The following is a 26,922-nucleotide window of genomic DNA, read 5'->3' on the forward strand; positions in this document are numbered from 1 at the left end:
GATCAGCCCTTCGTCGCGCCCGCGGTGAGTCCGGAGACGATGTACTTCTGCACGAACAGGGCGATGATCATGATCGGCAGGGTGACCACTGTGGTCGCCGCCATCAGACCGCCCCAGTCGATGCTGGCGTAACCGACGAAGTCGAAGATCGCCACGGGCAGGGTCTTCGTGTCCGCGCCGGAGAGCACCAGGGCGAACATGAAGTTGTTCCAGGAGAAGATGAAGGAGAGGATGCCGGCGGTGGCGATGCCCGGGATGGAGAGCGGCAGCGTGATCCGCCGGAACGCGCCGATGTTCGTCAGACCGTCGACAAGCGCCGCCTCCTCCAACTCGTCCGGCAGGCCGTCGAAGAAGCCCATCATGATGTAGACGATCAGCGGCAGCGAGACGAACATGTGGCTCAGGATCAGCACGCTGAAGCCGCCGACCATGCGCAGGTTCGAGAAGACGTAGTACCAGGGCACCAGCAGCGAGACACCGGGGATGACCCGGGCCATCAGCACCACAAGCGCCGACTTGCGCATGTTGAACCGGCTCATCGAGTACGCGGCCGGCACGCCGAGCAGCAGCGACAGCACGGTCGCCGCGAAGGCCACCCAGAGGCTGTTGACGATGAACTGCACGTAGTTGGCCTGCTGGAGCACGGTGCCGTAGTTGTCAAGCGTGGGCGTGAAGACCAGGGCCTTGCTGGAGTCGTAGATGTCCACGTTGGTCTTGAACGACGCGGCGACCATCCAGAGCAGCGGCGCCACCAGCGAGAGCACCACGACCACGAGCGCCACCGCGCGGAACACCCGGAACCCGGTGCGGGGCTTCATCGCTTGCCCTCCTTACGCCGGGCGGTGAGCGCCCACATCGAGGCGATGATGATCAGGAAGAACAGGATCAGCACCGTCGAGGAGAGGCCGTACTCGTTGTAGTCGAAGCTCAGGCCGTAGGCGTACACGTTGAGGGTCTCCACCTCGTGGAAGGAACCGCCGCCGCGGCCCTTGGTGGCGTAGAGGATGTCGAAGGTCTTCAGCGCGTCGATGCCGCGCAGCAGGATCGCGACGATCACGGTCGGCATCAGCAGCGGCAGCGTGACGTGCCGGAACCGCTGCCAGGCGCTCGCGCCGTCGATCATCGCCGCTTCCTGCGGCTCGTCGGAGAGCGAGGTCAGGCCGGCGAGCAGGATCAGCACCACCATCGGCGTCCACTGCCAGATGTCGATGAAGATCGTGGTGGGCAACGCGGTGTGCTGCCCGGCCAGCCACGGCTGCGGGCCGATGCCGACCCAGCTGAGCGCCTGGTTGGCCAGGCCGATGTTGGGGTCGAAGATGAGCCGCCACATCATGCCGACGGCCACCGGGGTGGCGACCAGCGGCAGCAGGATGGCGACCCGGACCCATTTCTCGCCCCGGAACGGCCGCCACAGCAGCAGCGCGATCGCCATGCCGAGCACGACCTCGAAGAAGAGCGCCACGCCGGTGAACGCGGCGGTCCGCCCCACGGCGGGCCAGAACCGGTCGGTGTCGCTGAGCACGTCCAGGTAGTTGCGGAAGCCGATGAACTCCGACTCGGCGCGCACGGAGCCCGACGAGTCGGTGAGGCTGAGATACAGGGTCCAGGCGAGCGGAAAAATGATCAGCGCGGCGACGAAGGCCATGGCCGGGGCCGCGAAGAGCCACTTGCGATGGTCGTTGGCCCAACGCGCCCAACCGGGCGTGTCGGGCATGACACCGGCACCGCTAGGCGTCCGGCTGGGGGCGGTTACAGCTGACATCAGATCTCCGTGGTGGGGAGGCCGGACGGGGGTGGCGGAGCCGTCCGGCCCACCACCCCCGTGCCCGGACTTAGCGGGCCTCGTCGTCCAGGAACTTCTGGAACCCCTCGTTCGCGGCGTCGGCGGAGGCCGCGGCGTCCTTACCGGTGATGGCGTCGACGATCGGCTGCCCGACGATCTCCCGGGCCTGCGCCACCCGCTCGACAAGCGGCCGGTCGTGACCCACGCCGTTGGCGAGGCTCACCGTGATCGCGTCGGCCATGTCCTTCGGGTAGGTGGCGATGCCCTCCGGGTTCTCCCAGACGGAGGTACGCGCACCCGGCACGCCGGCCTTCTGCTGCTCCAGCGTCTGCTCCTTGCCGGCCGCCCACTCGATGAACTTCCAGGCGTTGGTCTGGTTGTTCGAGGCGTCGTTGATGGCCAGCCCCCAGGAGGGGATGTTGTACGGCTTCGAGCCGGCCGGGCCGGCCGGGAACGGCGCGAACCCGACGGTCTCGGAAACCTTCGACTTGCCCGGATCGGTGGCGTTCTTGTAGAGCGAGTTCGCCTCGGTGTAGAAGGCGGCCTGGCCCTGGGTGAAGATCGCCATCGCCTCGGACCAGCTCATGTCGGTGCTGATGTTGGCCGGGCCGTGCTCACGCAGCAGGCCGCCGTAGTACGCGTACGCCTGCTTGGCGGCCTCGGTGTTGACCGCGGCCTTGCCCTCGCCGTCGACGAAGTCGCCGCCGAAGCTGAACAGGAAGCTGGAGAACTGGGTGACGGCCGCGGCCTTGCCGGTCCGGGAGACGAAGCCGGCGACGCCGGAGTTGTCCGCCTGGATCTTGGCGGCCTGGGTCTTCAGCTCGTCGAGGGTGGCCGGCGGGGCACTGAAGCCGGACTTCTCCAGCAGGTCCTTGCGGTAGTAGAGCACCTGCTGCTCGGTGATGATCGGGACGCCGACCACCTTGTCGTCGTAGGTGGTGGCGCTCAGCGGCGCGGACTGGAAGTCGGCCAGGTCGAAGTCGCCGCTTTCCTTGGCCTTGTCGGTCAGGTCGGCGAGGTACTTGTTCTTGGCGAACAGCCGGCCCTCCTGCAACGGCCGGTACATCATCACGTCGATGTCGCTGGAGCCGGCGTTGAGCTTGACGTTGTACTGGTCCGAGAGCTGGTCCTCGCCGAGCTGGGTCACCTCGACCTTGAGGCCGGTCTGCTTCTCGAACTCCGGCAGGGCGGTCCGGATGTTCTCGGTCCAGACGTGGTTCACCAACGTCACCCGCACGGTGTCCGAGGCACCGCTGTCGTCACCGCCGCCGCCACAGGCGGAGAGCGTCAAGGCGGCCACGACCGCCAGAGATGTCCCAACTTTTGATCGACGTCCCACGTCCGTCTCTCCTTCTGTCCTGGTCAGCGCCTCGGGGGGACGGGCGTGACCTCGGCCTGTTACATCCGCTTAACGTCCGGATGCTAGGCCGAAAAAGCAGACTTATACAAGAGGTAGACCTAACTGATATGATTCAGCTGTGGATCTGACCTCTCCAGGGGTGGCCGCACCCACCCAGACCGCCCCGGTCGAGGCCGGCTTACACGGACGCGTCCTCGACCACCTCGGCACCGCCATCTGCGGCGGCGAGGTGGCCGCCGGATCCGTGCTCAACATCGACGAACTGGTCGACCGTTACGCGGTCTCCCGATCGGTGATCCGCGAGGTGCTGCGGGTACTCGCGTCGATGGGCTTCATCGAGACCCGTCGGCGGGTCGGCGTCATGATCCGCCCGGCCAACCACTGGAACGTCTTCGATCCCCAGGTCATCCGCTGGCGGCTGGCCTCGGCCGGACGCATCGCCCAGCTACGCTCGATCACCGAGCTGCGTACCGCGGTGGAGCCGCACGCCGCCTGGCTCGCCGCACACCGGGTCGACCACGACGAGGCGAGCGACCTGGTCGGCCTCGCCGCCAAGATGTGGGCCGCCGGCAAGGCCGGCGACGAGGAGCGTTTCCTGGACCTGGACATCGAGTTCCATCGCCGGGTGCTGCGCGCCTCGGGCAACGAGATGTTCGTCAAGCTCCAGGATCTGGTCGCCGAGGTGCTCACCGGTCGCCATCACTACCACCTGATGCCACACCATCCGCACGAGCAGGCCCTCCAGCTGCACGCCGACGTCGCCCAGTCCATCCAACGCGGCGACGGTGACGCCGCCCGCCGCGCGATGGTGCAGATCATGGAACACGCCTTCGACGAGATGTCCTCGATCTGGGAGCAGAATCTGAGCCCCGCGCCGCACCCGGCCTGACCACCGCCGGCCGGGCCCACCGGCGCCTCGGGAACCCCGGTCGTACGCCTCGGTGAGCACCATCGGCGCGGCCGGCACCACGTACGATGCGGCGCATGGCCTTACTGCACCGCGCGGAGATCCGTCCCACCAAGCTCGAACTGCTGGCGACCTGGCTACCCGGCCGGGACTGGTACCAGGGCGACACCGACGCCCAGGTGGCGCGGGTGGCCGCGTACCGGTTCGACGACCCGGCCGGAGAGGTAGGCATCGAGACGCTCCTCGTCCGCGCCGGCACCGGCCCGGTCCACCAGGTACCGCTCACCTATCGGGGCGCTCCGCTCGACGGCGCCGAGGAATGGCTTGTGGGCACTGTGGAGCACTCGGTCCTGGGCACCCGCTGGGTCTACGACGCCTGCGGCGACCCGGTGTACGCCGCCGCGCTTGCCGACGCGGTCCTCGCCGGCAGCGGCCAGGCGGAGGAGTACTTCGAGGTCGACGGCGCCCGCGAGGTACGTCCGGCCAGCATGGACATCCACACCGACGCCGCCGGGACGGTGGAGATCCCGCGTCTCGGGGCGGTGCGCCGGGTGGTGGACGGCGACCCCACGGTGATCGTCACCGACGCCATCGAACTGGCCGTGCTCCGCCGCCTTGGCCGCACCGGCAGCGCCCCGACCGGGGCCACGCTGACCGGCACCTGGGACGGCGTCACCGCCCCGCTCGCGTACGCCTCGCTGCGCTGACCCCGGCTACCGGCCGACGCCGGCACCGCCCCGTGCCGGTGCCGGCGTCACCGCGCCCCGCGTCGCCGGGCAGCTGACCCGACGGTGCGGTCGTCAGGTGGTGAACGCGGTCAGGTCCAGCCGGCTCAGGCGGTCCCGGTCGGCGATCACGTCGATCTCCGCGATCAACCCGCCGGTGATGGTGAACGCCATGATCGACAGCGGCTGCCGGCCCGCCGTGACGACCACCCCGGCACCTCCGTTGATCATCGCGGGCCGGGCGAACGGTGAGAACCGGCCGAACGTGCTGGCCTGAGCGGCGACCTCGCGGGCACCGGTGATCACGGTGGTGTGGCGGGTCCGGCTGGCCCCGCCGTCGGAGCGCAGCACCACGTCCGGGTGCAACACGGCGACCAGCCCGGCCAGGTCACCGTCGCGGGCGGCGGCGAGGAACGCGTCGACCACCTCGCGCTGGCGGGCGAGGTCGGGGTCCGGATTCGGCGCCTGCCCACGCACCCGGCGTCGAGCCCGACTGGCCAGCTGCCGGGCGGCGGCCGGTGACCGGTCGACCAGCGGGCCGATCTCGTCGAACGGCAGCCCGAACATGTCGTGCAGTACGAAGGCGAGCCGTTCGGCCGGGGTGAGCGTGTCGAGCACCACAAGCAGCGCCAAGCCGACCGAGTCGGCCAGCACGGCGCAGTGCTCGGGATCGTCGGGGCCGGCCGGGGCGACAAGCGGATCGGGCACCCGGACGTCGAGGGGTTCCTCCCGGCGCCGCTGGCGGCTGCGCAGCGTGTTCAGGCACACCCGGGCGACCACCGTGGTCAGCCAGGCCGCCAGGTTGGCCACGTCGTCCGGGGCGGCACGGGACAGGCGCAGCCAGGTCTCCTGCACCGCATCGTCGGCCTCGCTGAGGGAGCCGAGCATCCGGTAGGCCACCGACCGAAGGTGCGGACGCTCAGCCTCGAATCGCTCGGCCAGCCAGGCGGCTTCGCCCATGCCACTCCCCTTCCGGTCGGCTGCACCCGTTCGACCCCGCCGGGTTCGCCGATGTGACTTGAGGTGACCTGAATCACTACGGTCACATCCCCTGGTCGGGCGGGGTCGAGCCGGTGCAGCCACGAACGGTGGCGAGCCGCGGGTACCGCCCCGGCTCAGCGACGACAGGGAGATCCGATGAACCCACCGATCCTGGTCACCGGCGGCACCGGCACGCTGGGACGCCTGGTCACCCCACTGCTGCGCGCGGCCGGTCACCCGGTACGGGTGCTGAGTCGCCGGGGCGGTCCGGCCACGCCCGGCGTCGAGCACGTCGCCGGAGATCTGGCCACCGGCGTCGGTGTCGACGACGCCTTCGTCCCGGGCACCGAGACCGTCCTGCATCTGGCCGGCGGGCAGCAGGGCGACGACAAGCTGGCCCGTACCGTGGCCCGGGCCGCGCGCCTGGCCGGCGTACGGCATCTGGTCTTCATCTCGGTCACCGGGGCCGACCGGGTCCCGCTCGCCTGGCTGCGCAACAAGCTGGTCGCCGAGGAGACGATCGCCAACTCCGGCGTGCCGTGGACGACGCTGCGCGCCGCCCAGTTCCACGAGCTGACCCTGACCCTGGTGCGGAAGATGTCGGCCCTGCCGATCATCCCGGCGCCGGGGATGCGACTTCAGCCGGTCGACGGTCGCGAGGTCGCCGCCCGGCTCGCCGAACTGGCGCTGGCCGCGCCGGCCGGTCTGGTCCCCGACCTGGCCGGACCGACGACGTACGGGATGGACGAGTTGATCCGCAGCTACCTGCGCGCCACCGGCAAACGGCGGCTGCTGGTGCCGGTGCGACTGCCCGGCCGGGCCGGCCGCGCCTACCGGGCCGGTGCCAACCTGGCCCGGGACGGCGCGACGAACGGCACCCGAAGCTGGGAGGAGTTCCTCACCGAGCGGGTGCCGCCGTCCGGCTCGGTGAGCCGATGCGCACCGGGCGGGTCAGCCGATGCGCATCGGCTGCACGGGGAATGACGGCGATGCGGGCAGGTCGCTGTCGTCGAAGTCGTAGCCCAACTCGTTCACCACCTCGACCACCCCGGCGATCCGCGCCGCGAGCCGCCCCGCGATGTCGACCGCGGAGCTGCGGTCCAGACGCCCGGTCATGGTCACCACACCGTCGCGTACCTCGATCCGGACCGTGCCGTCGCGCACCGCGAGCACCCGGCGCAGCACCTCCTGGACCACGTCGTCGCGGATCTCGGCGTCGGAACGCAGATGCACGCGCAACAGGTCACTGCGCGTCACGATGCCGACCACCCGGCCGAGATCGTCCACCACCGGCAGGCGTTTGACCTGCTCGCGGTCCATCAACCGGGCGGCGGCCACCAGCGAGGTGTGCGGGAAGACGGTCACGGCCGGCGCCGTCATCAACTCGCGCGCGATTCCCGCCGCACCCTTACGCCGCGCCTTACGCCGACTCGGCCGCTCGAAGACACGCCGCTCCTCCGGCTCGCCCATCCACTCCACCTTGTGCAGCAGGTCCGCCTCGGAAACCACACCCCGCGCGTACCCGAAGTCGTCGACCACCGGCACCGCGCTCACCCGCCGCTGCGCAAGGACATCGACGATCCTCCGGTACGCGGTCTCCTCCGTCACCGTTGCGACGTCCTTGGTCATCACGTCGCTGACCTGCCAGGCCCGCATCACGACCTCCTCTTGCTCGGCTACGCATCCACGCTATGGCTGAGCTGGGCGTTCTGGTCAGGGCTGGCGGACCCTTCCGGTCGGGACCTTTGGCGGCGACGGACCAGGTCCGCCGCCGGTCCGAACGAGCCGGTCACCGCGGTGAGGTGCCACCGAAGACTGGGGAGCCGCCGGAGGCAGCCGGCTGCGACTTGGCCGTCCATCCTGGCGGTGCCGCCCAGCGCGCAGGCACCTGCTCGGCAGGCCGGCCCCGCTGTGGCCGCCCTGCCGTCGATTCAGGCGATGCGCCCCAGCGCCAGGTAGCAGACGGCCAGCAGTACCGCTGTCGCGACCGGCCACGGCCACCAGCGGCGGGCTCGGCGCAGCCGCTTCAGCGAGATCACGAGGCACGTGGCAGCTGACAGACCTGCCGCAGCGGCCACGATCCAGAAGGTCCGCTGCTCCGGACGCCAGCAGACTCCCCATCCGTCGACGGCGGGGTCGCACGGGTCGAGACCCGGACCGGTGAGCGCTGGCGACCAGTAGAGCAGCATGAACGCCCACAGGGACAGCAGCAGGACGCCGACGATCACGAGGGGAACCGCCACCGCGAGGCGCAAGGCTCGGGCGCGAACAGGCACCGGCTCGAAGCCCGCCGACCGCTCGTCCGCCGGCACCGGCTCGGAGCGCTGGGACCATTCGTCTGCGGTGGTCACCCGGACATCATCGCCGCTCGCGGGTCGCCCGTCGTCACCCGACCGTCCCGGCTGCGACGGCCGGTCGACGATCCCTCGACGAGGATCTTTGTTAATAAGGGGCCCTTCCTCTACACGAGGCGTTAATAAGGGGCCCTTCCTTTCATCTCCTACCGGGGTAGGAGGTGGGGTTCCGACCGGTGGGCGGGGTTCGGGCTCTCGGGTGGGCGCGCCGCGCCCGAGCGCCCACCAACATCTACAGGCATGACTAGTTTCGTACGCCAGGCAGCTGCCTGGCACCGTCCGCTGATGGTTTTCGTCTGGGCGATGGCGGGGCTCGCCGTCGTCTCCGCCGTCGGTGTCTTCGCCGACGAGCGGGTGCTCGTCGGGGCACCGATCTGGCTCAAGCCGTTCAAGTTCTCGGTGTCCCTGGCGTTGTACGGTCTCACCCTGGCCTGGTTGCTCTCCCTGCTGCGGCGGCGCAGCCGGATCGCGGAGTGGGCGGGCACCGTCGTGGTGGCCATGGGGGTGGCGGAGATGATCGTCATCGTCGGGCAGGTGCTGCGCGGTACGACCAGCCACTACAACGCGACCAGCCCGCTGAACGCCACGCTGTGGCAACTGATGGGCACCGCGATCATGGTGCTCTTCATCGCGCATCTCGTGCTCGGCGTGGTGGTGCTGCGGCAGCCGGTCGCGGAGCGGGCCAGTCGGTACGCGATCGGGCTCGGGTTGGGTCTGACGGCGCTCGGCATGCTGGTGGCGATCCCGATGCTGCTGCCCGGCCAGGCACCGGCGGTCGAGGGGATCGCCGGGGCACACAGTGTGGGAGTGCCCGACGGTGGTCCCGGGCTGCCGTTGGTCGGCTGGAGCACCACCGGCGGCGACCTGCGGATCGGCCACTTCGTGGGGCTGCACGCGGTGCAGGTGCTGCCGATCCTGGCGATCCTGCTGGGCCGGTTGTTCGGCAACCGCCTGGACGGCGTCACCCGGGCGCGGCTGCTGCTCGTCGCGGGCGGCGCGTACGGCGGGTTGACCATCCTGCTGACCTGGCAGGCGCTGCGCGGGCAGCCGCTGCTGCGACCGGACGCGCTGACCCTGGGCGTGGCGGCGGCCCTGGTGGTGGCGACCGTGGCCGCCGCCGCGCTGGTGCTGGCCCGGGGCCGCCGACCCGAAGTGGCGCTGGCGGCGTGAGCGGGCGGGCCGGGCACCGCGAGCCGAGCATCGGATCGGCGATCGGCGGGCGAGGAGGAGAGTGGATATGAGCGAGCTGTTGTTCACGCTGACGTTCGCGGTGGCCGCGCCCTTCTGGGCACTGATGATCCTGCTGCCGAGGTGGTCGGTGACCGAGCGGATCATCAGGTCGCCGCTGATCGTGGCCCCCGGCGTGGTGATCTACGCGATCCTGGTGCTGCCGGCGCTCGGCGAGGTGCTGCCGGCCGTGCTCTCGCCGAGCCTGGACGGGGTCCGCGAACTGCTCGGCACGGTGGACGGTGCGGCGGCGGGCTGGGCGCACATGATCGCGTTCGACCTCTTCGTCGGCAGGTGGGCGTGGCTCGACAGCCGGGAACGGGGGGTGCCGGCGCTGGTCATGGCTCCGGTGCTGGTGCTGACGATCCTGCTCGGCCCGCTCGGGCTGGCCGCGTACCTGGCGGTCCGGGCGCGCTGGCGGGCACCGGCGATCGCCACGACACCCGACCGGATCTAGGCTGATCAGCGTGAGCTGGGCGTGGGCGGGACGGCTGGTCGACGTACGCGACAGCCTGGTGCGGATCTCGCTTGTCATCCTCGCCGGCCTCGGATACCTGCTCTTCGTGTTCCCCGGCCGGCCGACGACCGACCAGGTGATCCTCGCGGTGGGCGCGTTCGTCGCCGGGCTGGCGCTGCACCGCCGGCCGCTGGCCAACCTGCTCGTGCAGACCGCGTTGCTGGCCGTCGCGATCCTCCGGCTCGACGACTGCACGATCAATCAGGTCGGCGCCAGCTGGGCGTTGCTCGAACTGACCATGCGGGCCGACCGGACCCGGACCATCTGGTTGGCCACCGGCCTGCTGGCCGCGGTTGACATGATCGACTCGATCGGCGATCCGCTGCCCCGGTTCCTCGCCGGCGCGGCCGGGCTGCTGCTGGAGGTCGGCCTCCCGCTGCTGCTCGGTCTGCTGATCCGGGCCAACCGGGAACTGGCGGAGCAGGCGCGGCAGCGGACGGCGGAGCAACAGCGCCGGCGAGACTCGGAGGCCCGGGCCGCCCGGGCCGACGAACGCAGCGCCATCGCCCGGGAGTTGCACGACGTGGTGGCGCATCACGTGGCCTCGATGGTGCTGCGGGTAGGCGTGGCCCGGCACGTGCTTACCGAACTGGACCCCAGGGTGGACGAGGTCTTCGACGACGTGCACGCGACCGGCTCCGCGGCCCTGGCCGACCTGCGTCGGCTGGTCGCGGTGCTGCGCGACCCCGACGGCGTACGCGGCGACGCGGCGCTTACCGCGATCGAACCCGCGGCCCTGCCGGCCGCCCTCGGTACGGCGGTCGACCGGGCCCGCCAGGCCGGGATCACCGTGGAGGCCGACATCGACCCGGCGATCGGTTCGATCGACGCGGTACGGGGTCTGGCGGTGCTGCGCCTGACCCAGGAGTCGCTGACAAACGTGGCAAAGCACGTCGGCGCGTCCGCGTTGGCGCGGTTGTCGGTCCGGCTGGTCGACGGGGCCGTGCACTGGGAGGTCACGGACGACGGTCGGGGCCGGGTGCCGGCCTCGGTGCCGTCCGGTGGCGGCCACGGCGTCACCGGGATGCGGGAGCGCGTCGAGGTGCTCGGCGGCCGGCTGGAGGTGGGACCGGTCGGTGCGGGCTGGCGGGTGCGTACCGTCCTGCCCGCCGCGCCCGCTCCCTCCCCAGCCGTGGCGCCTGCCGCCCCGACCTCCTCCCCCGCCCGAACGGAGTTGGCATGATCCGCGTCCTGCTCATCGACGACCAGCACCTGATCCGCGCGGGCCTGCGCATGCTCTGTGACGCCCAACCGGACATCGAGGTCGTCGGTGAGGCCGACAACGGCCGCGAGGCGATCGCCCTCGCCGCCCGGCTGCGGCCCGACGTGGTCGTCATGGACCTACGCATGCCTGGCGTCGACGGGATCACCGCGACCAGCCGGGTGCTCGCCGACCGGCCGGGCACCCGGGTGCTGGTGCTGACCACGTTCGGCGACGACGACCACCTCTATCCCGCGCTTACCGCCGGTGCCTGCGGGTTCCTGCTCAAGGACGCACCACCGACCGATCTGCTGGACGGCATCCGCCGGGCCGCGTCCGGCGACAGCCCGTTCAGCCCGGAGGTGCTGCGGCGTCTGGTACAGCGCGCGGTACACGCCCGCGTCGAGGCACCACCGCCAGTCGACGGGCTGACCACCCGCGAACAGGAGGTCCTGGATCTGGTCGCCGAGGGACTGTCCAACGCGGAGATCGCCGAGCGGCTGCACATCGGGGTCACCACGGTCAAGACCCACATCACCAGCCTGATGACCAAGACCGGCAGCCCGAACCGGGTACGCCTGGCCCTGTTCGCTCGCGGCGTCTGAGCGTCGGTGCCGACGGCGCGGCGGCCGGCGGCAACACCGGAAAGCTAGCCGCCGGCCATCGCACCGAGGATGATCAACGGTTCCTCGCCGGCCACGACCCGTTCGGGCAGGGGTGCGTCCGGTGCGGTGTTGGACAGATCCTCCTCGCAGGCGTAGAAGCGGACGAAGGCGCGGCGCCGGCCACTGTGCCGGTCCCGGATGGTGCCCAGCAACATCGGATAGCGCGCCTCGAGGGCGTCCAACACCCGACGCTGGGTGGCCGGCTCCGGGCCGAGCACCTCCACGCGTACCTCGCCGGTGACCTTCGCCAGGTTCTTCAGGTGGGCCGGAAGGACCACCCGGATCACGGCAACACCTGGACTTCGACGGAGAGCACGGCCGGCAGGTCCCGGACGATCGGCGCCCAACTGTCGCCGCCGTCGGCCGAGTGGTAGACCTGTCCCCCGGTGGTGCCGAAGTAGACGCCGCACGGATCCAGCGTGTCGACGGCCATCGCGTCCCGCAGCACGTTGACGTAGCAGTGCGACTGCGGCAGGCCGGCGGTCAACGGCTCCCATTCGTCGCCGCCGGTGCGGCTGCGGTAGACGCGCAGCCTGCCCTCCGGCGGGTAGTGCTCGGAGTCGCTCTTGATCGGCACGACGTAGATCGTCTCGGGGTCGTTCCCATCCACCGCGATCGGGAAGCCGAAATCCGACGGCAGGTTGCCGCTGATCTCCCGCCAGTGCTCGCCGGCATCGTCGCTGCGCATCACGTCCCAGTGTTTCTGCATGAAGAGCGTGTCCGGCCGGGACGGGTGCTGGGTGATGTGGTGCACGCAGTGCCCGACCTCGGCGTCGGTGTCGGGGATCTCCCCCGAACGCAGTCCCTTGTTTATCGGTGTCCAGCTGTCGCCGGCATCGTCGCTGCGGAACGCGCCCGCCGCCGAGATGGCGGTGTAGATCCGGCCCGGGTGCACCGGGTCCAGGATGATCGTGTGCAGGCAGAGGCCACCGGCACCGGGCTGCCAGGACGGCCCGGTCGGGTGGGTACGCAGCGCGGTCAGCTCGGTCCACTTCTGACCGCCGTCGTGGGAGAGGTAGAGGGCGGCGTCCTCGGCACCTGCGTACACCGTGTCGGGGTCGTCGCGGGACGGTTCGAGGTGCCAGATGCGCTTGAACTCCCACGGGCGCGGGGTTCCGTCGTACCACAGGTGGTCACCGACGTCGCTTGCGTAGGTGAAGTCGTTGCCGACCGGGGACCAGTTCCGGCCGCCGTCGTCGGAGCGCTGGATCAGCTGCCCGAACCAACCACCGGACTGCGAGACGTAGAGCCGATCCGGGTCGGCCGGCGACCCGGTCAGGTGGAAGATCTCCCAGCCGCCGAAGTGCGGGCCGTCGACCGTCCAGTCGCCGCGCCGGCCGTCCGAGGTCAGGATGAACGCGCCCTTGCGGGTGCCGACCAGCACCCGTACGCCGCTCATGCCGTCACCTCGCGTCGTGCGGCGTCGACGGGTGCGGGCCTCGGGCCGCCTGGCGGAATCGCTAGCTGCTGGTCGTTCACTCGGTGTTTCCTCTCGTCCGCTTCGGCGAACTGCCGGTCCGATCCCGCCCCGGCCCGCCGAAGCCCGTTTGTCGCCCTTGGTCTACTGCACCGGTACGACGAATTCGTCCCTGCGATACGGACAACGAGCCGGGCCGTTGACGGACGTCCGCCCCTCCCAGTCAGGAGCGGCTGGTGTCAGGGGCGGCGGGGGGCTCGGCGGGCGTCGGCGGGCCAGAGGATCGTGGTCGGGATGGCGCGCTGCCGGGCCAGCTGCACCGTCCGGTCGGTGGACGCCGCGTGGCAGCCCGGCTCACCGTCCCAGACCGCCACCAGCCGCTGCACCCGGTTGAGCAGTTCCCGGTTGGCGGCCACGTAGGCGGCGGTGCCGGAGCTGCGGTGGCCGGTGTGCACGACGTGTGTCGCCCGACCCAGCAACTCGTCGAACTCCGCCCGGTGCGCCGGGTCGATCGTGTTCCGGTAGTCCGGGGCCGGCAGGACCACCTCGTAGCTGCCACCGGCGGCCAGGACCGTCCGGGCGAAGATCTGGTCGGTGCCGGCCGCCAGGCAGGTGACGCCGTGCACCGGCCGGTCGCTGAGCCGCCGCAACTCGGCTCGCAGGGCGTCGGCGACGAGCCGTTCGGTGGCCGGCGTCAGGTGGATGTGCCCGGTGATGCCGACGCGCAGCGGGCTGGAGTCAGTGGCCATCGGCCGATCCTCCCCGCTGCTCGGGCACGGCGGCGGTCAGCCGGATCAGCTCGAACCCACTGTCGGACAGCACGTCCGGCAGCGTACGGATCTCCTCCCGGTTCTGCTCCTGGATGGCGGGGCTCAGCTCGTCCCACGGCCGCAGTTCGGGGTGCCGCTGCCGGGCGTCGTCGCGCGGCTCGCCGTACGTCCAGCCCTCGCCGCGCCGTTCCCGACACCACCGCTCGTGTTCGAGTCGGGCCAGGTGGTCGATCCGGTCGTCGATGGCCTGCCCGGCCGCCGAGGCGTCACCGCTGCCGCCGTGCCGGGGCGCCACCACGCAGCCGAGATCCAGCAGTTTGGCGGCGATGTCCTGGACGTAGCTGCGGTTCGCCCGTTGCAGCGACGCGGGCAGCCGGGACCAGCCCACCATCGCCGGTGCCGAGCCGAGCCGAGCCCCGGAGCGCAGCCTGGTGTGCAGGTAACGTTCGTGGATCTGCTGGGCCAGCCGCTCGGTGAGGTCCTCGGCGATCAACCGCGCGTCGCAGGCCTCGGTCAGCACCGGATACAGGCGCAGCTTGCCGTGCACCTCGTCGAGCAGGTCGTGACCGGGGTCGCCGTGGAACGCGGCGGCGAGCGCGGCCTGCCGGTAGACCGGCACGAAGACGGCCTCGCGTACGCCCTGCCAGAGCCCCGGGGTGTCCAGCACGAACTGGAGGCCGCTGCTCTCCTGCGGGACGCATACGTAGATCCGGTCGTAACCGCCCGCGCCGAACTGCGCCAGCCCGGTCAGGTCGTCGATGCCCCGGTCGTACGCCGACAGCTGGCAGACGGTGTCCAGGAACGGATAGCGCGAGGCGGCGAGGGCCAGTTCGGTGCTGGCGTCCGGTGCCACGAGGTCCACCCGCAGCCGTGGCCGGGCGATGCCGGGCTCGCTCGGGTGGGCGCGCCAGTGCCGGGCGGTCTCCACCAGCAGCGCCCGCCGGAAGCTGCCGCTGCCGGCGATGAGCACGCTTGTCTGTCGGCCCACGGCGCGGTGCAACGGGTGGTGCCGGTGCAGGGCGCGGGCGGCGATGTCGTCGACGTGGAAGTAATCCAGCCGCAGCCGGCTGGATCCGGCCGCGCCCAGCCGCCGGGCCTGCAACGACAGGCACATCTCGGGATCGTGGACCTGGACGTAGACCCGGGGTGGGTGCCGACGGTCGGCGATCAGTCGGCTGGCCGCGTTGGCGATCGCGTGGTTCAGGTCGTCGTCATGGGTGCAGGCGTAGATGGTGTGGGCGCGTGGCAGGCCGGCACCGCGCAGCACCTCGGCACTGGTCGGGTCGCCGATCACGCCGAGATACCGGCGTCGGCGGTACTCCAGCGGCCCGAAGGGTTCCGAGCGCACCACCACCACTCGTTCGCCGTCGGCGAAGAGTCGGTCGGCGAGCATCTGGGCGAACTGGGAGTCCCCGCAGACCAGCGCGTGACCGCTGGCCCGTCGGGCGCGCAGGCGACGGATCTCGGCGGCCAGCAGCAGCCGGCCGGCCTCGGCCACGGCCAGCAGGGTGAGCAGCGGGGCGAGGAACCGGGCGACCTGCAACTGCCACGGCAGGGGGCCCGGATCCTCGAAGGGTTCGGCGCTGAACACGAAGAGCTGGGCGCTGTAGTAGAGCGCGTCGTACCGGTCGTTTATGGTGTCCGGTCGGAGCTGCCCGAGCCGTTGGAAGCCGAGGTAGCCGAGGATCAGGGCGGTCAGGCCGACGATCACGAAGGCCCAGCGCAACCACCACACGGCCGGGCGGGCGAAGCCGGCGACCGGGTGCGTCATCGGGCGGTGCCCTCGGCCGGCGGGTCGGGCGGCGGCGGGTCGGGCGGCAGCCAGGCCAGCCGGAGATGATAGTGGGCCGCCTGATCCGCGAACCACTGCCGCACCTCAGCCTCCGGCGTGGCCGTGAGGGCGGCCACCCGGGCGAGGTGGGCCTCGGTGATCGGTTCAGCCGGATCCAGAAACGGGTCCAGCCCGTCCACGTCCCGGGAGAGCAGTCGCGCGTGTTCACGCCCGTTGCGGTGGGCGAGCGCCCGCAACGCGTTATGCCGCACCATCCCGTCCTGGTCGGCCAGGAGCGCAGCCCATTGCGCCCGGTCAACGGGCATCGACGGGGGCAGGACGCGGGTCGCGCCCCGACGGCGGACCGGATCCTCGCTGCCGAGGAACTCCTTGATCAGCGAGACCAGCCACGACGGTGTCTCCCCGGCCGGCAACACCCGCTGGATCACCCCGGGGTCGGACTCCCGGCGCAACAGGTCGCAGGCGCCCTGGATGTCTTCGCTGCTCTCGCTGGCCACCGCCAGCCTGATCGCCTCACGCAGGCCGAACTCGTGCAGTGCGCTGGTGTCCGAACGGGCTGCGGCAGCCACCAGCAGGCGCCGATCCGCAGCGGGGAGCAGCGGCAGCCAGGTCGACAACTCCCGGTCCCGGGCGGTACCGGAGCCGAGCGGATCCGTTCGCACCTGAGTGGTCAACGCCTGCTGTAGCCGATCTGCGCGACCGTCGCGAATCCGGAAGCTGTGCACGTCGAGCGCGAGGCGGGTCAGCGCATGGATCCGGACCCGCTCATTGGCATCTGTCTCGGCCAGTTCCAACAACACGCGCCACTGCTGCGACGAAAGAGGCCCGGAGCCGTGCGGGGCCTCTGCCGAGGAGGCCCAGGACGACAGCACGTCGCGCTCATCATGCGAGGACAGCGGAAAGAGATCCGCCAGCAGCGCCACTCGGAGCCGGTCGTCCGGATCGGTACGCAACCGCTGGTACAGCTCTGCCGCCGGCAGCAGGTAGTGACTTCCTGCGGTGCGCAGCGCGGTCAATCGCGTCTGCGGGTCGGGATCGTGTGTCAGCGCCAGCAACGCACCGATGTCGACGGTCCGGTCGCCGGCGTCCAGCAGACGCCGCAGCGCCCCGGCCCGCACCAGCGGTGCCGGGTCGTCGCGCGCGACCACCCGCAGGTCGTCAGGAAATCCGTCGTCGTCCGGCAGCAGCGCGACGGCCTCGGCGCGTACGGCGGGACGAGGGTGCGACAGCGCCGCCACGAGCGCCTGCGGGCCGGCCTGCCGGGCGACCGCTCGAAGCACCACATTCAGCTCATCACCGTCGAGGTCGAGGTGACCGATCTCGTGTACAAACGCGCTCACCTCGGGCCACCGCCGCAGCTCGCGCGCGACCACGCCAGTCAGGTTGACCGTGGAAGCGCCGGTCGACGACAACTCGCCGAGCGCCGCCAAGAAGGTCGTCGGGACCACGGCCAGCGGCGGCATCGACGGCACGCCGGGCGGCGGTACGTCCTCGGGTTCGGCCGCGCCGAGTTCCCGCAGCGTCGTCCGGGCCCGATCCAACCCCTCCTGGTATGCGTAGGGCGGACCGTCGCACCATGCGGTCCGGTACGCCTCCCGGGCAAGCTCGACCGCCCGGTCAGCGGCTCCGGCGGCCTGTTCGATGCGGCTGAGCAGATTCAGCGCGTCGGCCCGCCGCAGCCGCAGTTCGGTGTGCGCGACAAGCGACTGGGCCTGCTGGTGACAGCTACGTGCTTCCGCCAGGTCACCCCGCTTCAGATGCCAGTCGCCCAGTTCGAGGAGCACCTCGGCCTCGGCTCGCACCAGTTCGCCAGTGCGCGCCCGGGACAGGGCGTCCTGGAGGATCAGGCCGGCCTCGTCGTCGTCTCCCCGGGCCGAGGCGACCTGCGCCCGCAGCCCGGCACCCACCACCCGGGCCAGTAGCCCTCGCTCATTGAGCTCAGTCGACTCGAACAGCTCGCACATTCGTGCGGCGACCTCAACGTTTCCCCCCTGGAGCTCGATCCGCGCCTCGTGCACCAGGCTCTCGGTCAGGACTGCGACGACCGGGTCGGTCAGTCGGTGATCACGCAGCCAGCGCAACGCCTCCCATCGCTCGCCTCTGGTCGCCAGGATTACCGCAAAGGTGCTGAGCAGCAGTTCCATGCCCTCGTCGACGCTGTCGGCGCCAGCCGCGTCCGCCAGCGGACCGCGCACGGTCCGCTCCGCGGCGACCAGCTGCCCGGTCGCCAACAGGGCCCGCGCACGCACCAGCGCGACAAGCGCCTGCTCTTCCCAGGAAGCATCGACCATGTGTGCCTCGGCCCGCTCGCACGCCGCCAGCGCACGTGCCGGCCGGCCGCACATCTCCTGCAACCAGCCGAGAAAGGTGATGAACTCCACCAGGTCCGACCGTTCACCCAACACGCTTATGGCACCCGCGTCGACCGCCGCCTCGGCGATCTTCACCACCTCACCAAGAACCGCAAGTTCCAGCAGCGGATCCATCAGCCGGTTCTCGAAGATGTCGAACGCGTCCGCGACATGCCCGAGCGCCAGCAGCGTGTGGTAGTGCTCGATCGTGCCGCTGAGATCGTCCACACTGGCGATCTCGCTGTCGGCCACCATGGGCAGCGACTCGAAGTGACCGGCCAGGTCGCGGTAGATGCCGCGCTGGTCGCCGGCGTCAAGCATCGACCAGGCCACCGCCCGGACGATCGGATGCAGGTCGTACCGGTTGGCCACCTTCTCCCAGCCCAGCAGACCGCGGTCCTCCAGCTCGCCCAGCGCGCGGTCCAGTTCCGGCTCGGTGGCGAAGGGCCGGCCCTCGCCCACCAGCAGGGCGCGTAGCGCGTGGTAGGTGGCCGGCATCCGGAACGCGGCGACGACGTGCAGGGTACGCGCCAGGGCGGCAGTGAGACCGCGCAGCGCGTGCGCCAGCACGTGCGAGTTGCGCAGCCGCAGGTCCAGGGAGTTCGGGTCGAAGGACGGATTCGCGGCCCGCCAGGCGGCGAAGTCACCGGGACTGCCCCGGAACCGGGCCACCTCGCCGGCGAGGGCCCGGATCAGCAGCGGATAGTTGCGGAAGCTGGCGAAGAGGTGGACCAGTTCGGCCCGGCTGCCGCTGACCCCGAACGCCCGCCAGAGCGCCACCGCGTCGTCGTCGGACAGCCCGTCGAGGAAGTACGCCGACACGCCGGCGATCGGCGCGGTGGTGACGGTTTGCAGGTCGGCCGGGAAGAGGCGGGTGCTGATCAGGATGCGGCTGGCCCGGACCGTGGTGAGTCGGCGCAGGAAGGCGCCCACCCGCTGGTCGACCGTGTGGCGCAGCCGGGACTGACCGGTGAACGAGGACGCGGCGCTCGCCGGTAGCGCCCACCGGTCCGCCACGACGTGGGCCGTCGCCACGTCGAGGTCGTCGTCGGCGAGGAAGGCGGCGTCGGGCCGGGCGTACGCGATCAGCAGGCGTTCCAGGCCGTCCAGGACGATCAGGTACGGCTTCTCGTCCAGGATGGCCAGCAGCGCGTCCTCCTGGTCGGGCAGGTTGAGCCGGTCGAGGTCCTCGACACTCTCCCCGGTGACGTAGCTGAGCGTACGGGTGATGAAGTTGGCGTACCGGGCGTCGCTCTCGTAGAAGCTCCACCAGACCCGGCCGGAGAGTGGCCGCATCTCCTGCGGGGCGATCTCGTTGAACCACTTCCAGGTGAGCGCGCTCTTGCCCATTCCACCGATCGCCGTCATCACGAAGACCCGGTCGGCGGCAGCGCCACCGGCATCGGTGACCCAGTCGGTGAGGGCGTTGAGGTCGACCTGCCGGCCGACGAGATTGCGGGTGTGCAGCAGCGTGTAGGGGTGGGCGACGTAGGGCTGCGGCGGGGCCGGCAACCGGCGGACGTAGTGCAGCGCGGCGGGCTCCCCGCCCAGTTGGGCACGCAGGTCGGAGAGCCCGTCGACGAGCAGGGCGCGCAGCGACTCGGGCGAGTCGAAGAAGCCCACCCCCTGACGGCGGCGTAGCTCCTCTCGCAGCGCCTCGAGTCGCTGCGCGCCCGGGCCGACCTCCATCTCCACCGGCCGCACCGGATGCCGCTCCAGGTCCATCATCAGCACCAGCACCGGGATGCCGCGTTCGAACGCCCGGTCCAGCTCAAGATGGGTGTACGACTTGTCGTAGCCGGCCGGGACCTCGCCGTACCGGACGCCGAGGATCAGGACGTAGACCTCGGCCTCGTCGACAAGTTGGCGGGAGAGCGTCACCGCGTCGTGCGGGGTCGGCGGCAGGTGTTCCATCATCTTCGGAAAGAAGTCCTGCCGGAGGCAGGCGTCCCTGGCCGCCTTGCGGTGATCCGGTAGATCCCGGGTGGTACTGCTGATCATCGCGACCGGCTTCTGCGCCACGGCGGCTCCCAAGACCACGGCTTACCCAGGGCCACTGTAGCGTCACCGGTCCGGCCCGGCTTTCGGGCCTCAGCTCGACATGACGCGGGCGTGCAGGTCGGTCACCACCTTCCGGGCCGACTCGAAGGCCCCGGCCTGCCAGGCGATGTAGTGACTCAGGTGGTCGCCGGCGAAGTAGACGCCGCCGTCCGGCTCCAGCAACCGGCCGTAGTGTCCACTGGTCCGCGACGGCCAGGACACCCAGCCGCCCTCGCTGTAGCGGGTCCGCTCCCAGGCCACCGAGAAGGAGTTCTCCAGTTCGGTGCGGTACTTCTCGCCGTGGATCCGCACCCCCTGCGCGACGGCCCGCGCCTGCCGTTCGGCAGGGGTCAGCGCGCCGTACGTCCGGGCGTTGGCGCCGGAGTTGTAGTACCCGACGAGCACCCCCTTGGCGCCGTGGTAGCCGTACGACGGGTACCAGATCGCGGCCAGGTCCAGATTGGTGTTGGTGATGCCGGAGTAGATGTTCTCGTCCTGCTCCCACCAGCGCCGCCGGTACTGGAGCCCGATCTTGCCGGTGGTGTTCGGTACCGGGTAGGCGAGCGCGTCCTTGACCGGCTGGCTGAGGTTCGACGGAATCTTCGCGAGCACCTGCGGCGGGATGGTGCAGACGCAGAAGTCGGCGGTGACGGTACGCGGCCGACCGCCGGGGCCACGGTAGACCACCGAGACACCGGAACCGGTGTTCGAGATGGACTCGACCGGGGCGCCGTAGGTGATGTGGCGGCGGCCCACGGCCTGCTCCAGCGCGTACGCGATCCGGTCCATGCCGCCGACCGGCTGGAACATCAGCATCGCCTGGTCGTAGCCGAACTCGAAGCTGAAGTACCGCCCGACGCCGCTGGCCAGGACGTCCTCCAGGGAGTGCGGCGTCAGCTTCGGTGTGCCGGCCTCGAAGCCCGCGCCCGGCTCCACCTGGTAGCCGCGCCGGTTGGTGCCGGTGTAGCGCCAACTGTCCGCCGGGTTGCCGGCCACCCGCCCGCCGATCGAGCCGAAGCCGCGCAGGAACTCCAGCAGCCGCTCCTTGTCCTCGCCGCTCAGGTACGTGTCGAGGGATCCCTGGTCGGTGGCCTTGGCGAGCAGTTCGGAGACGTAACCGTAAACGTCGGCCTTCGCTTCCCGGTGCCGGATCGGCTGGCCGGAGAGCGGGCCGACATTCTCGTTGAAGTAGTAGCCGTCGGCGTTCTGGTTGCCGAAGATCTCGATCGGTACGCCCAGCTCGCGACAGTAGTCGAGGGTCACCATGTGCTGCGCGATGCGCGCCGGGCCGGCGTTGAGGTACTGGTCACCGGCGAACCGGGCGCGCTGGGTGTGCCCGTCCAGGTCGGTTTCGGTGGTGCCGCCGCGTACCGTCCAGTTGCGCCCGCCGGGCCGGTCGCGGGCCTCCAGGACGGTGACCCGGTAGCCGGCCTTGCCCAGTTCGTACGCCGTGGCCAGGCCGGCGATGCCGGCGCCGAGCACCAGCACCGACTTCGCCGACCGGCCGGTCAGGGTGAAGTCGGAGCGGCTGGGCGGCCGGAACGGCGGGGCCGCCTGCGCCGGGGGCGCCAGGCCGAGTGCGCCCATCGTGCTGTAGAGCACTCCCGCTCCGCCGGAGACTCCGACGGCCTGGAGGAACTGTCGTCGCGTCGTGGGGATCGTCACCGCCACCTCCTTGCAAGATCGAAAGTTGACGATCCCAGTGGCGCGTTTCATCGACGTAGCCCGTTGGTAACACCTGGCATTTCCGGATGGCCCCAGGAATCTTCGACGTTCTCGGCCGCCGAAGGGGGTGCCGCGTCCAAGATCGCCTGCGCGTGGTACGCAGGAGTGCTGGTCGGGCGTCGGGTCACTCGAAGCGGGACGGGTCGCCGGCACCCCGGCGGAGGATTTCCGGCTCGTCGCCGGAGAGGTCGACCACGGTGGTCAGTTCCTTGCCGCACTCCCCCGCGTCGACCACCGCGTCGAGCTGGTGGTCCAGCCGTTCCTTGATCTCCCAGCCCTGGGTGAGCGGTTCCTCCTCGCCGGGCAGGATCAGCGTGCTCGACACCAGCGGCTCACCCAGCTCGGCCAGCAGCGCCTGGGTGACGGTGTGCGCCGGTACGCGGACCCCGACCGTACGCTTGCGCGGATGCAGCATCCGGCGCGGCACCTCGCGGGTGGCGGGCAGGATGAAGGTGTAGCTGCCCGGCGTGCACGCCTTGACCAGGCGGAAGATCGCGTTGCTGACCTGCACGAACTGGCCGAGCTGCGCGAAGTCCCGACAGACGAGCGTGAAGTGGTGCCGGTCGTCCAGGTGCCGGATCTCGCGGATCCGGTTCAGCCCGTCCCGGTTGTCCAGCCGGCAGCCAAGCGCGAAGCAGGAGTCCGTGGGATAGGCGATCAGGCCGTCGTCGCGGACGAGGTCGACGACCTGCCGGATGATCCGGGGCTGGGGATTGTCCGGGTGCACGTCGTAGTACCTCGCCATGGCACAACCCTAGAGTCCGGGCAGCCGGAGCGCTCCCGGCGGGGGCGCTCCGGCTGCGCTGTCGCGGACCGCTAGCGGTATCCGGCGGCGATGATGTTTGCGTGTACGGCGTTCTCGGTGGCGTCGGAGGGGTACCCGGCGACCATGGCGCCCTCGTAGAACGTGCCGGCGCTGAGGTTGGCTCCGCCGTCGGGTTTGCAGCAGTCCCCACCGCTGCCCAGGATGATCGCGCCCTGCTTCTTCATCGGGCTGTATCCGGGCGGCAGCGGCCCGTCGTAGAGGGTGTGGAGGCTGCCGGACTGGGCGTTGCTGCCCTTGATCGCGAAGCGGGTGGTGCCGTTGTTCTTCAGGGTGGCGGTGACGAACTTGTGCGGGAAGGCCCGCTGGTTCGGGTTCCAGGACTGGCTGCCACCGGAGAAGAGACCCCATTCCAGGTCCGCCTGCACCCACGGGCCCGAGCCTGAGCAGCCGCCGAACCAGCACTGGGTGCTGAAGTTGATCGCGTCCATCGCGCCGGCCGCGTCGGCCTTGCGGGTCGTCTCGCTGTTGCCGTAGTCGAAGCAGCAACCGTTGTTGACGTGCGTGCCGCTGGTCACCATGTACATGCCCTCGGGGGCGCTGCCGGTCGGCACGCCGGTGAGGTGACCGTCGCGCCAGTAGCTGTTGCCCGGGTTGATGTAGAGCGAGTACGCCTTGCTGCCGCCGATGGTCAGCGACTCGGAGGTGGCGATCGCCGGCCGGCTCTGCGGGGAGCCGGGTACCACGCTGGAGCCCTGGTACCACAGGTCGTTGCCGCGCCCGGACTGGTCGTAGATCACGGTGATCACGCACTGCGTACCGGCACAGAACGAGTCCTGGGTGGCCGCGTTGGAGGTGCCGCCGGTGGTCGACAGGCCGATGTCGCGGGTCGTGTTGTCCGACGAACGCCGTACCTGATAGAGGTTGCCGCGATACGCGGCGTACAGCGCCCGGGTCGTGCTGTGCGCGGCCACGCAGGGCGTGCCGCCGGCCGCGTAGATGTCACACGGCAGGGACCCGGCCGGCGGTGAGGGCGGCGGGCTCGTCGGCGGGGGCGCCGGTGAGGTCCACTGCTGGTTGGCGGCACCGTGGCAGGACCAGAGGATGATCTTCGTGCCGTTGCCGGTGCCGGCACCGTTGGCGTCCAGGCAGAGCCCGGACTGTACGCCGACGATGGTGCCGTTGCTTGTGACGTTCCACTGCTGGTTGGTGCCGCCGTGGCAGTCCCAGATGATCACCTGGGTGCCGTTGCCGGTGCCGGCACCGTTGGCGTCCAGGCACTTGTTGCCGTACACCTGAAGTTGCCTGCTGGCGGTGTAGGTCCAGGTCTGATGGGCGGCACCGGTGCAGTCCCACAGCTGGGTCTGGGTGCCGTTTGCGGTGCTCGCATTCGGCACCTCCAGGCAGCGTCCGGACGCCACACCGGTGAGCACGGCGCGCTGCCCCGGCACGATGGCCGCGGCGACCGCCGCGCCCGGTGCGGCGATGGCGACCTGGACCTGGGGAGCCAGGATCGCGGTGCCGAGCAGGGTGAGCACGGACGCGCCGATCATCGCCAGCCGTCGGGCGCGATGGGGTCGAAGTCTCGAAACGATCATGATGTTTCCTCGGTGTGGTGGTGGAGGTGGGGTGACCGAGTCCCGAAAAGCATAGACCAACTTAAACGTCATTGGTATGACGAATTGACGCCCCCTGCCGCCTCCCGTGCCGGTCATGCGGTGGTGCCACGAACGACGGCGGACGCGCCGGTTCGCCAGGGGCCAACTCCATGATCGACGGTCGGGGAGGCGGCGGGGCCGGTCGTGTTTGCCGCCCTACCTCGTCGCCGGCCGGTAACGTACGTCCAGCTCGGCCGTGGGGTCGTCGGCACCGACCCGGTGCAGGTAGATCGGCTGACCACCGAGGTGCTCGTAGAGCCGGATGCCGTCGCCCAGCAGCACCGGCGCGATGTGCAGGTCGATCTCGTCGAGCAGACCCCGTTCGAGGAGTTGGCGGCCGATGTCGGCCGACAGCACCTCGACGTTCTTGCCATTGGCTGCCGCCAGCGCGATCCGCACCGCCTCCGCCAGGTCGCAGTCGAGGAAGGTCACCCCGTCGGCGGGCTTGGCGTCCTCGGGATGGTGGGTCAACACGAAGACCGGCCCGGTCCAGGCACCGCCGTAGACACCGCTGGCGTCGGGGAACATGTCCCAGCCGCGCCGGCCGCCGAGGACGGCGCCCGTCGTCTCCACGTACTGCTGGACGAAGCCGGGCCGCTCGGAGATGCCGGTCGCCATCCACGACATGTCGTGGTCCGGCCCTGCCACGAAACCGTCCAGCGACATGGTGAAATGCCACAGGACCTTCCCGCTCGCGGTCTGCGGTTCGAAGTCGCTCATGCCGTCCTCCTGGTGCGCTGATGTGCTCGTACCGAAGTTGAGACGGCAACCGCGACGAAACCTCATCGGTCGAGGGTCGGTGGAAGCCCGAACGCCGGGAAGAGCGCCGGCTCGTGGAACGCGACGATCTCCGTGATCAGGCCGTCGCGTACCTGGAGCACCCCGATCCCGAACGGCTCGAAGACCTGCTGCCCCGGCGGGCGCCGGTAGCTCGCCGCGGCAAGCTGCCCGTTGGCGCTTGTGGGAATCATCCGCAACGCGCCGATGTAGTCGGGCGAGTTCGGGTCCCAGGTCGCCGCAAGCGCCGCGAGAACCGACTCGCGGTCGGCGAACCACTCCGCAAGCGGCGGCATCGTCGCCCGTACGTCCTTCGCCAGCAGTGCGGCCACCTCGTCGAGGTCGCCGCGCTCGACCGCGTCCAGGTATCGCCGCAGCACCTGCCGGTCCTGTGCGGTCGGCGGTGCGGCCGACGCCCAGTCCGAGCGGCCCGGCGGGAGATGCTCCCGCAGCGTCGCGCGGGCCCGCTGCAACGCGCTGTTCACCGACGCGACGCTGCCGTCGAGCACCTCGGCCGTCTGCCGCGCCGGCCAACCGAGCACGTCACAGAGGATCACCGCGGCACGCTGCCGGGGCGGCAGATGCTGCATCGCCGCCAGGAACGCCAGCTCCAGGGTTTCCCGCGCCACGACCGACGCCTCCGGCTCGTCCGTACGCGGTGCGACCGGTTCCCACCGCGCACCCGGCTCCCACCGCGCGCCCGATTTCCGTTGCGCGACCGGTTCCCGCAGCGCGTCGGGAAACGGTTGCAGCCACGGCCCGGTCACCAGCGCGGTCGTCGACTGCCCGGGAACGTAGTCCGGGTTGGCCTGATCGGGCAGCAGCCGACGCTTGCGCCCGTCGAGCGCGTCGAGGCAGACGTTCGTGGCGATGCGGTAGAGCCAGCTGCGCAGCGACGATCGGCCTTCGAACCCGGCCCGCGCCCGCCACGCTTTCAGGAAGACCTCCTGCACAAGGTCTTCCGCCTCGTCGTAGGAGCCGACCATCCGATAGCAGTGGACGCGCAGCTCACGCCGGTGCTGCTCGATCTGGCGGGCGAAGTCGTCGTCGCTCACCGGGCGACCGTACCCAACCGGAGACGTCGTCTGGGAACTGCTGGCCGTAGCCGATCGACCTGAGCGGACGCCCCGGCCTCGATGCGACCGTACGTCCGGGCCGCCGGCCGGCCACAGTCCTCGATCTGACCGCATCTGCGCAGCTCAGAAGCATTATCAACTAGCCCGATGTCCATGATTGGACACGCAGCGACGCTGGTTCGAGGACAGGTGCCGGGTCTACCGTTTGACATATTAAGGGCATTGATCAGATTCAACCGGCAAGTTGGGTTTGATCGACAAATTTGCTCTTTTTCCCCTCTACCGGTTGCCGCATTCTCGCGGCACCACTCGAAGGAGCCACCATGTCCACCGAGTCCAGAAAGCCAGTCGACCAGCCCGCCCCGAGCGCCAGCGACGTCGAGGAAGCCACCGCGCTCCTGGTCCCCGCCACCTTCACCGGCATGCCCCCGACCGCGCAGCTCTTCTGGGCCGTGGTCAGCGCCGCGGGTGCCCTGGTCCGCGGTTTCGGGGCCGTCTCGGCCAGCCGGATCGCCGTCGGGCAGTACCAGGTGGTGTTCAGCCACGACCTGACCCGCTCCGCGTACGTCGGGAGCATCGGCCTGACCGGCTCCGCCGGTGCCTCACCCAGCGGTGAAATCGCCGTGGTGGGTCGTGCCGGCGTGCCGAACGGCGTCTTCGTCCAGACGTTCAGTTCGGCGGGAGCAGCCGCCGACCGGGCGTTCCACCTCACCGTTTCGTCCTGACATCGGGGCATCCAGGTCCCCGCCACCTCCGGTGACGGGGACCGCCGCGCGCCGCCCGCAGGCCGCCGTCAGAGCGACACCGCCACCCACAGGTCACCCCGCCGCGGC

Annotated in this window: 24 protein-coding genes; 8 read left to right on the forward strand and 16 right to left on the reverse strand. The window is 70.6% G+C overall.

Annotation, left to right across the window (positions count from 1 at the left end; genetic code table 11):
* Positions 1 to 2: 2 nt before the first annotated feature.
* From QQG74_RS17150 to QQG74_RS17160, 3 genes are all read right to left on the reverse strand, one after another.
* Positions 3 to 818: a carbohydrate ABC transporter permease gene (locus QQG74_RS17150; RefSeq protein ID WP_341715774.1), complete on the reverse strand. Its 816-nt coding sequence runs from the start codon at positions 816 to 818 to the stop codon at positions 3 to 5.
* The gene (locus tag QQG74_RS17155) at positions 815 to 1,714 is read right to left on the reverse strand and encodes a sugar ABC transporter permease (RefSeq protein ID WP_341715775.1); all 900 of its coding nucleotides are present in this window, start codon (positions 1,712 to 1,714) and stop codon (positions 815 to 817) included. The genes QQG74_RS17150 and QQG74_RS17155 overlap by 4 nt, the downstream gene beginning before the upstream one ends.
* A 118-nt stretch (positions 1,715 to 1,832) precedes the next feature.
* Complete coding sequence (locus tag QQG74_RS17160) at positions 1,833 to 3,083, reverse strand: sugar ABC transporter substrate-binding protein (RefSeq protein ID WP_341715776.1); 1,251 nt, start codon at positions 3,081 to 3,083, stop codon at positions 1,833 to 1,835.
* A 178-nt stretch (positions 3,084 to 3,261) separates the two neighbouring features.
* On the opposite strand from QQG74_RS17160, the gene QQG74_RS17165 reads away from it, so the two are divergent.
* Together QQG74_RS17165 and QQG74_RS17170 are read left to right on the forward strand one after the other, a co-directional pair.
* Positions 3,262 to 4,032: a FadR/GntR family transcriptional regulator gene (locus QQG74_RS17165; RefSeq protein ID WP_341715777.1), complete on the forward strand. Its 771-nt coding sequence runs from the start codon at positions 3,262 to 3,264 to the stop codon at positions 4,030 to 4,032.
* A 95-nt stretch (positions 4,033 to 4,127) separates the two neighbouring features.
* Positions 4,128 to 4,757, forward strand: coding sequence for a hypothetical protein (locus tag QQG74_RS17170; protein ID WP_341715778.1), 630 nt, complete (start codon positions 4,128 to 4,130; stop codon positions 4,755 to 4,757).
* 93 nt (positions 4,758 to 4,850) lie between these two features.
* Here the strand turns inward: QQG74_RS17170 and sigJ are convergent, their stop codons facing one another.
* Positions 4,851 to 5,735, reverse strand: a complete 885-nt coding sequence (sigJ, locus tag QQG74_RS17175; RefSeq protein ID WP_341715779.1) for an RNA polymerase sigma factor SigJ — start codon at positions 5,733 to 5,735, stop codon at positions 4,851 to 4,853.
* A gap of 177 nt (positions 5,736 to 5,912) precedes the next feature.
* Between sigJ and QQG74_RS17180 the strand changes: the two genes are divergently transcribed.
* Positions 5,913 to 6,740, forward strand: a complete 828-nt coding sequence (locus QQG74_RS17180) for an SDR family oxidoreductase (protein WP_341715780.1) — start codon at positions 5,913 to 5,915, stop codon at positions 6,738 to 6,740.
* Here the strand turns inward: QQG74_RS17180 and QQG74_RS17185 are convergent.
* Positions 6,708 to 7,412 (reverse strand): CBS domain-containing protein, encoded by a 705-nt coding sequence (locus tag QQG74_RS17185; RefSeq protein ID WP_341715781.1) that lies wholly within the window; start codon positions 7,410 to 7,412, stop codon positions 6,708 to 6,710. The genes QQG74_RS17180 and QQG74_RS17185 overlap by 33 nt on opposite strands.
* Before the next feature lie 275 nt (positions 7,413 to 7,687).
* Entirely contained in the window at positions 7,688 to 8,107 is a 420-nt protein-coding gene (locus tag QQG74_RS17190; RefSeq protein ID WP_341715782.1) for a hypothetical protein, read from the reverse strand.
* A 243-nt stretch (positions 8,108 to 8,350) separates the two neighbouring features.
* On the opposite strand from QQG74_RS17190, the gene QQG74_RS17195 reads away from it, so the two are divergent.
* The 4 genes from QQG74_RS17195 to QQG74_RS17210 all read left to right on the forward strand — a co-directional run bounded on the left by QQG74_RS17195 (position 8,351) and on the right by QQG74_RS17210 (position 11,660).
* A complete protein-coding gene (locus QQG74_RS17195) occupies positions 8,351 to 9,280 on the forward strand; it encodes a hypothetical protein (RefSeq protein WP_341715783.1) in 930 nt (309 codons plus the stop codon).
* A 67-nt stretch (positions 9,281 to 9,347) separates the two neighbouring features.
* Positions 9,348 to 9,794, forward strand: coding sequence for an ABA4-like family protein (locus tag QQG74_RS17200; RefSeq protein WP_341715784.1), 447 nt, complete (start codon positions 9,348 to 9,350; stop codon positions 9,792 to 9,794).
* A 10-nt stretch (positions 9,795 to 9,804) separates the two neighbouring features.
* Entirely contained in the window at positions 9,805 to 11,037 is a 1,233-nt protein-coding gene (locus tag QQG74_RS17205; RefSeq protein ID WP_341715785.1) for a histidine kinase, read from the forward strand.
* On the forward strand, positions 11,034 to 11,660 hold the full coding sequence (locus tag QQG74_RS17210; protein WP_341715786.1) for a response regulator transcription factor: 627 nt from the start codon (positions 11,034 to 11,036) through the stop codon (positions 11,658 to 11,660). Before QQG74_RS17205 ends, QQG74_RS17210 begins: the two co-directional genes overlap by 4 nt.
* A gap of 44 nt (positions 11,661 to 11,704) precedes the next feature.
* Here QQG74_RS17210 and QQG74_RS17215 read toward each other — a convergent pair whose 3' ends face one another.
* From QQG74_RS17215 to QQG74_RS17260, 10 genes are all read right to left on the reverse strand, one after another.
* Complete coding sequence (locus QQG74_RS17215) at positions 11,705 to 12,007, reverse strand: MoaD/ThiS family protein (RefSeq protein ID WP_341715787.1); 303 nt, start codon at positions 12,005 to 12,007, stop codon at positions 11,705 to 11,707.
* Complete coding sequence (locus tag QQG74_RS17220) at positions 12,004 to 13,119, reverse strand: sialidase family protein (RefSeq protein WP_341715788.1); 1,116 nt, start codon at positions 13,117 to 13,119, stop codon at positions 12,004 to 12,006. Before QQG74_RS17220 ends, QQG74_RS17215 begins: the two co-directional genes overlap by 4 nt.
* Positions 13,120 to 13,376: 257 nt before the next feature.
* A complete protein-coding gene (locus tag QQG74_RS17225; RefSeq protein WP_341715789.1) occupies positions 13,377 to 13,886 on the reverse strand; it encodes a hypothetical protein in 510 nt (169 codons plus the stop codon).
* Complete coding sequence (locus QQG74_RS17230) at positions 13,876 to 15,678, reverse strand: RyR domain-containing protein (protein ID WP_341715790.1); 1,803 nt, start codon at positions 15,676 to 15,678, stop codon at positions 13,876 to 13,878. Before QQG74_RS17230 ends, QQG74_RS17225 begins: the two co-directional genes overlap by 11 nt.
* Positions 15,675 to 20,072 carry a DUF4062 domain-containing protein gene (locus tag QQG74_RS17235; protein WP_341715791.1) on the reverse strand — a complete coding sequence of 1,466 codons (4,398 nt, stop codon included), beginning with the start codon at positions 20,070 to 20,072 and terminating at the stop codon, positions 15,675 to 15,677. Before QQG74_RS17235 ends, QQG74_RS17230 begins: the two co-directional genes overlap by 4 nt.
* 69 nt (positions 20,073 to 20,141) lie before the next feature.
* Positions 20,142 to 21,755 carry a flavin monoamine oxidase family protein gene (locus tag QQG74_RS17240; RefSeq protein ID WP_341715792.1) on the reverse strand — a complete coding sequence of 538 codons (1,614 nt, stop codon included), beginning with the start codon at positions 21,753 to 21,755 and terminating at the stop codon, positions 20,142 to 20,144.
* Between the two features lie 184 nt (positions 21,756 to 21,939).
* A complete protein-coding gene (locus tag QQG74_RS17245; RefSeq protein WP_341715793.1) occupies positions 21,940 to 22,560 on the reverse strand; it encodes an L-threonylcarbamoyladenylate synthase in 621 nt (206 codons plus the stop codon).
* Between the two features lie 71 nt (positions 22,561 to 22,631).
* Positions 22,632 to 24,176 (reverse strand): arabinofuranosidase catalytic domain-containing protein, encoded by a 1,545-nt coding sequence (locus QQG74_RS17250; protein ID WP_341715794.1) that lies wholly within the window; start codon positions 24,174 to 24,176, stop codon positions 22,632 to 22,634.
* A 216-nt stretch (positions 24,177 to 24,392) separates the two neighbouring features.
* On the reverse strand, positions 24,393 to 24,956 hold the full coding sequence (locus QQG74_RS17255) for a dihydrofolate reductase family protein (RefSeq protein ID WP_341715795.1): 564 nt from the start codon (positions 24,954 to 24,956) through the stop codon (positions 24,393 to 24,395).
* Between the two features lie 62 nt (positions 24,957 to 25,018).
* Complete coding sequence (locus tag QQG74_RS17260) at positions 25,019 to 26,068, reverse strand: sigma-70 family RNA polymerase sigma factor (protein ID WP_341715796.1); 1,050 nt, start codon at positions 26,066 to 26,068, stop codon at positions 25,019 to 25,021.
* A gap of 344 nt (positions 26,069 to 26,412) precedes the next feature.
* Here QQG74_RS17260 and QQG74_RS17265 point away from each other — a divergent pair, with 344 nt between their 5' ends.
* Positions 26,413 to 26,814, forward strand: coding sequence for a hypothetical protein (locus tag QQG74_RS17265; RefSeq protein ID WP_341715797.1), 402 nt, complete (start codon positions 26,413 to 26,415; stop codon positions 26,812 to 26,814).
* The last annotated feature ends 108 nt before the right edge of the window (positions 26,815 to 26,922 follow it).

Source organism: Micromonospora sp. FIMYZ51 (assembly GCF_038246755.1).
In the GTDB taxonomy this organism is placed as follows: domain Bacteria; phylum Actinomycetota; class Actinomycetes; order Mycobacteriales; family Micromonosporaceae; genus Micromonospora.

Coding starts and splice junctions, on each gene's coding strand:
- QQG74_RS17265 (WP_341715797.1), top strand. CDS start 26,413: ATGTCCACCGAGTCCAGAAAGCCAGTCGACCAGCCCGCCCCGAGCGCC.
- QQG74_RS17150 (WP_341715774.1), bottom strand. CDS start 818: ATGAAGCCCCGCACCGGGTTCCGGGTGTTCCGCGCGGTGGCGCTCGTG.
- QQG74_RS17210 (WP_341715786.1), top strand. CDS start 11,034: ATGATCCGCGTCCTGCTCATCGACGACCAGCACCTGATCCGCGCGGGC.
- QQG74_RS17185 (WP_341715781.1), bottom strand. CDS start 7,412: ATGCGGGCCTGGCAGGTCAGCGACGTGATGACCAAGGACGTCGCAACG.
- QQG74_RS17200 (WP_341715784.1), top strand. CDS start 9,348: ATGAGCGAGCTGTTGTTCACGCTGACGTTCGCGGTGGCCGCGCCCTTC.
- QQG74_RS17180 (WP_341715780.1), top strand. CDS start 5,913: ATGAACCCACCGATCCTGGTCACCGGCGGCACCGGCACGCTGGGACGC.
- sigJ (WP_341715779.1), bottom strand. CDS start 5,735: ATGGGCGAAGCCGCCTGGCTGGCCGAGCGATTCGAGGCTGAGCGTCCG.
- QQG74_RS17255 (WP_341715795.1), bottom strand. CDS start 24,956: ATGAGCGACTTCGAACCGCAGACCGCGAGCGGGAAGGTCCTGTGGCAT.
- QQG74_RS17245 (WP_341715793.1), bottom strand. CDS start 22,560: ATGGCGAGGTACTACGACGTGCACCCGGACAATCCCCAGCCCCGGATC.
- QQG74_RS17195 (WP_341715783.1), top strand. CDS start 8,351: ATGACTAGTTTCGTACGCCAGGCAGCTGCCTGGCACCGTCCGCTGATG.
- QQG74_RS17230 (WP_341715790.1), bottom strand. CDS start 15,678: ATGACGCACCCGGTCGCCGGCTTCGCCCGCCCGGCCGTGTGGTGGTTG.
- QQG74_RS17170 (WP_341715778.1), top strand. CDS start 4,128: ATGGCCTTACTGCACCGCGCGGAGATCCGTCCCACCAAGCTCGAACTG.
- QQG74_RS17250 (WP_341715794.1), bottom strand. CDS start 24,176: ATGATCGTTTCGAGACTTCGACCCCATCGCGCCCGACGGCTGGCGATG.
- QQG74_RS17155 (WP_341715775.1), bottom strand. CDS start 1,714: ATGCCCGACACGCCCGGTTGGGCGCGTTGGGCCAACGACCATCGCAAG.
- QQG74_RS17220 (WP_341715788.1), bottom strand. CDS start 13,119: ATGAGCGGCGTACGGGTGCTGGTCGGCACCCGCAAGGGCGCGTTCATC.
- QQG74_RS17225 (WP_341715789.1), bottom strand. CDS start 13,886: ATGGCCACTGACTCCAGCCCGCTGCGCGTCGGCATCACCGGGCACATC.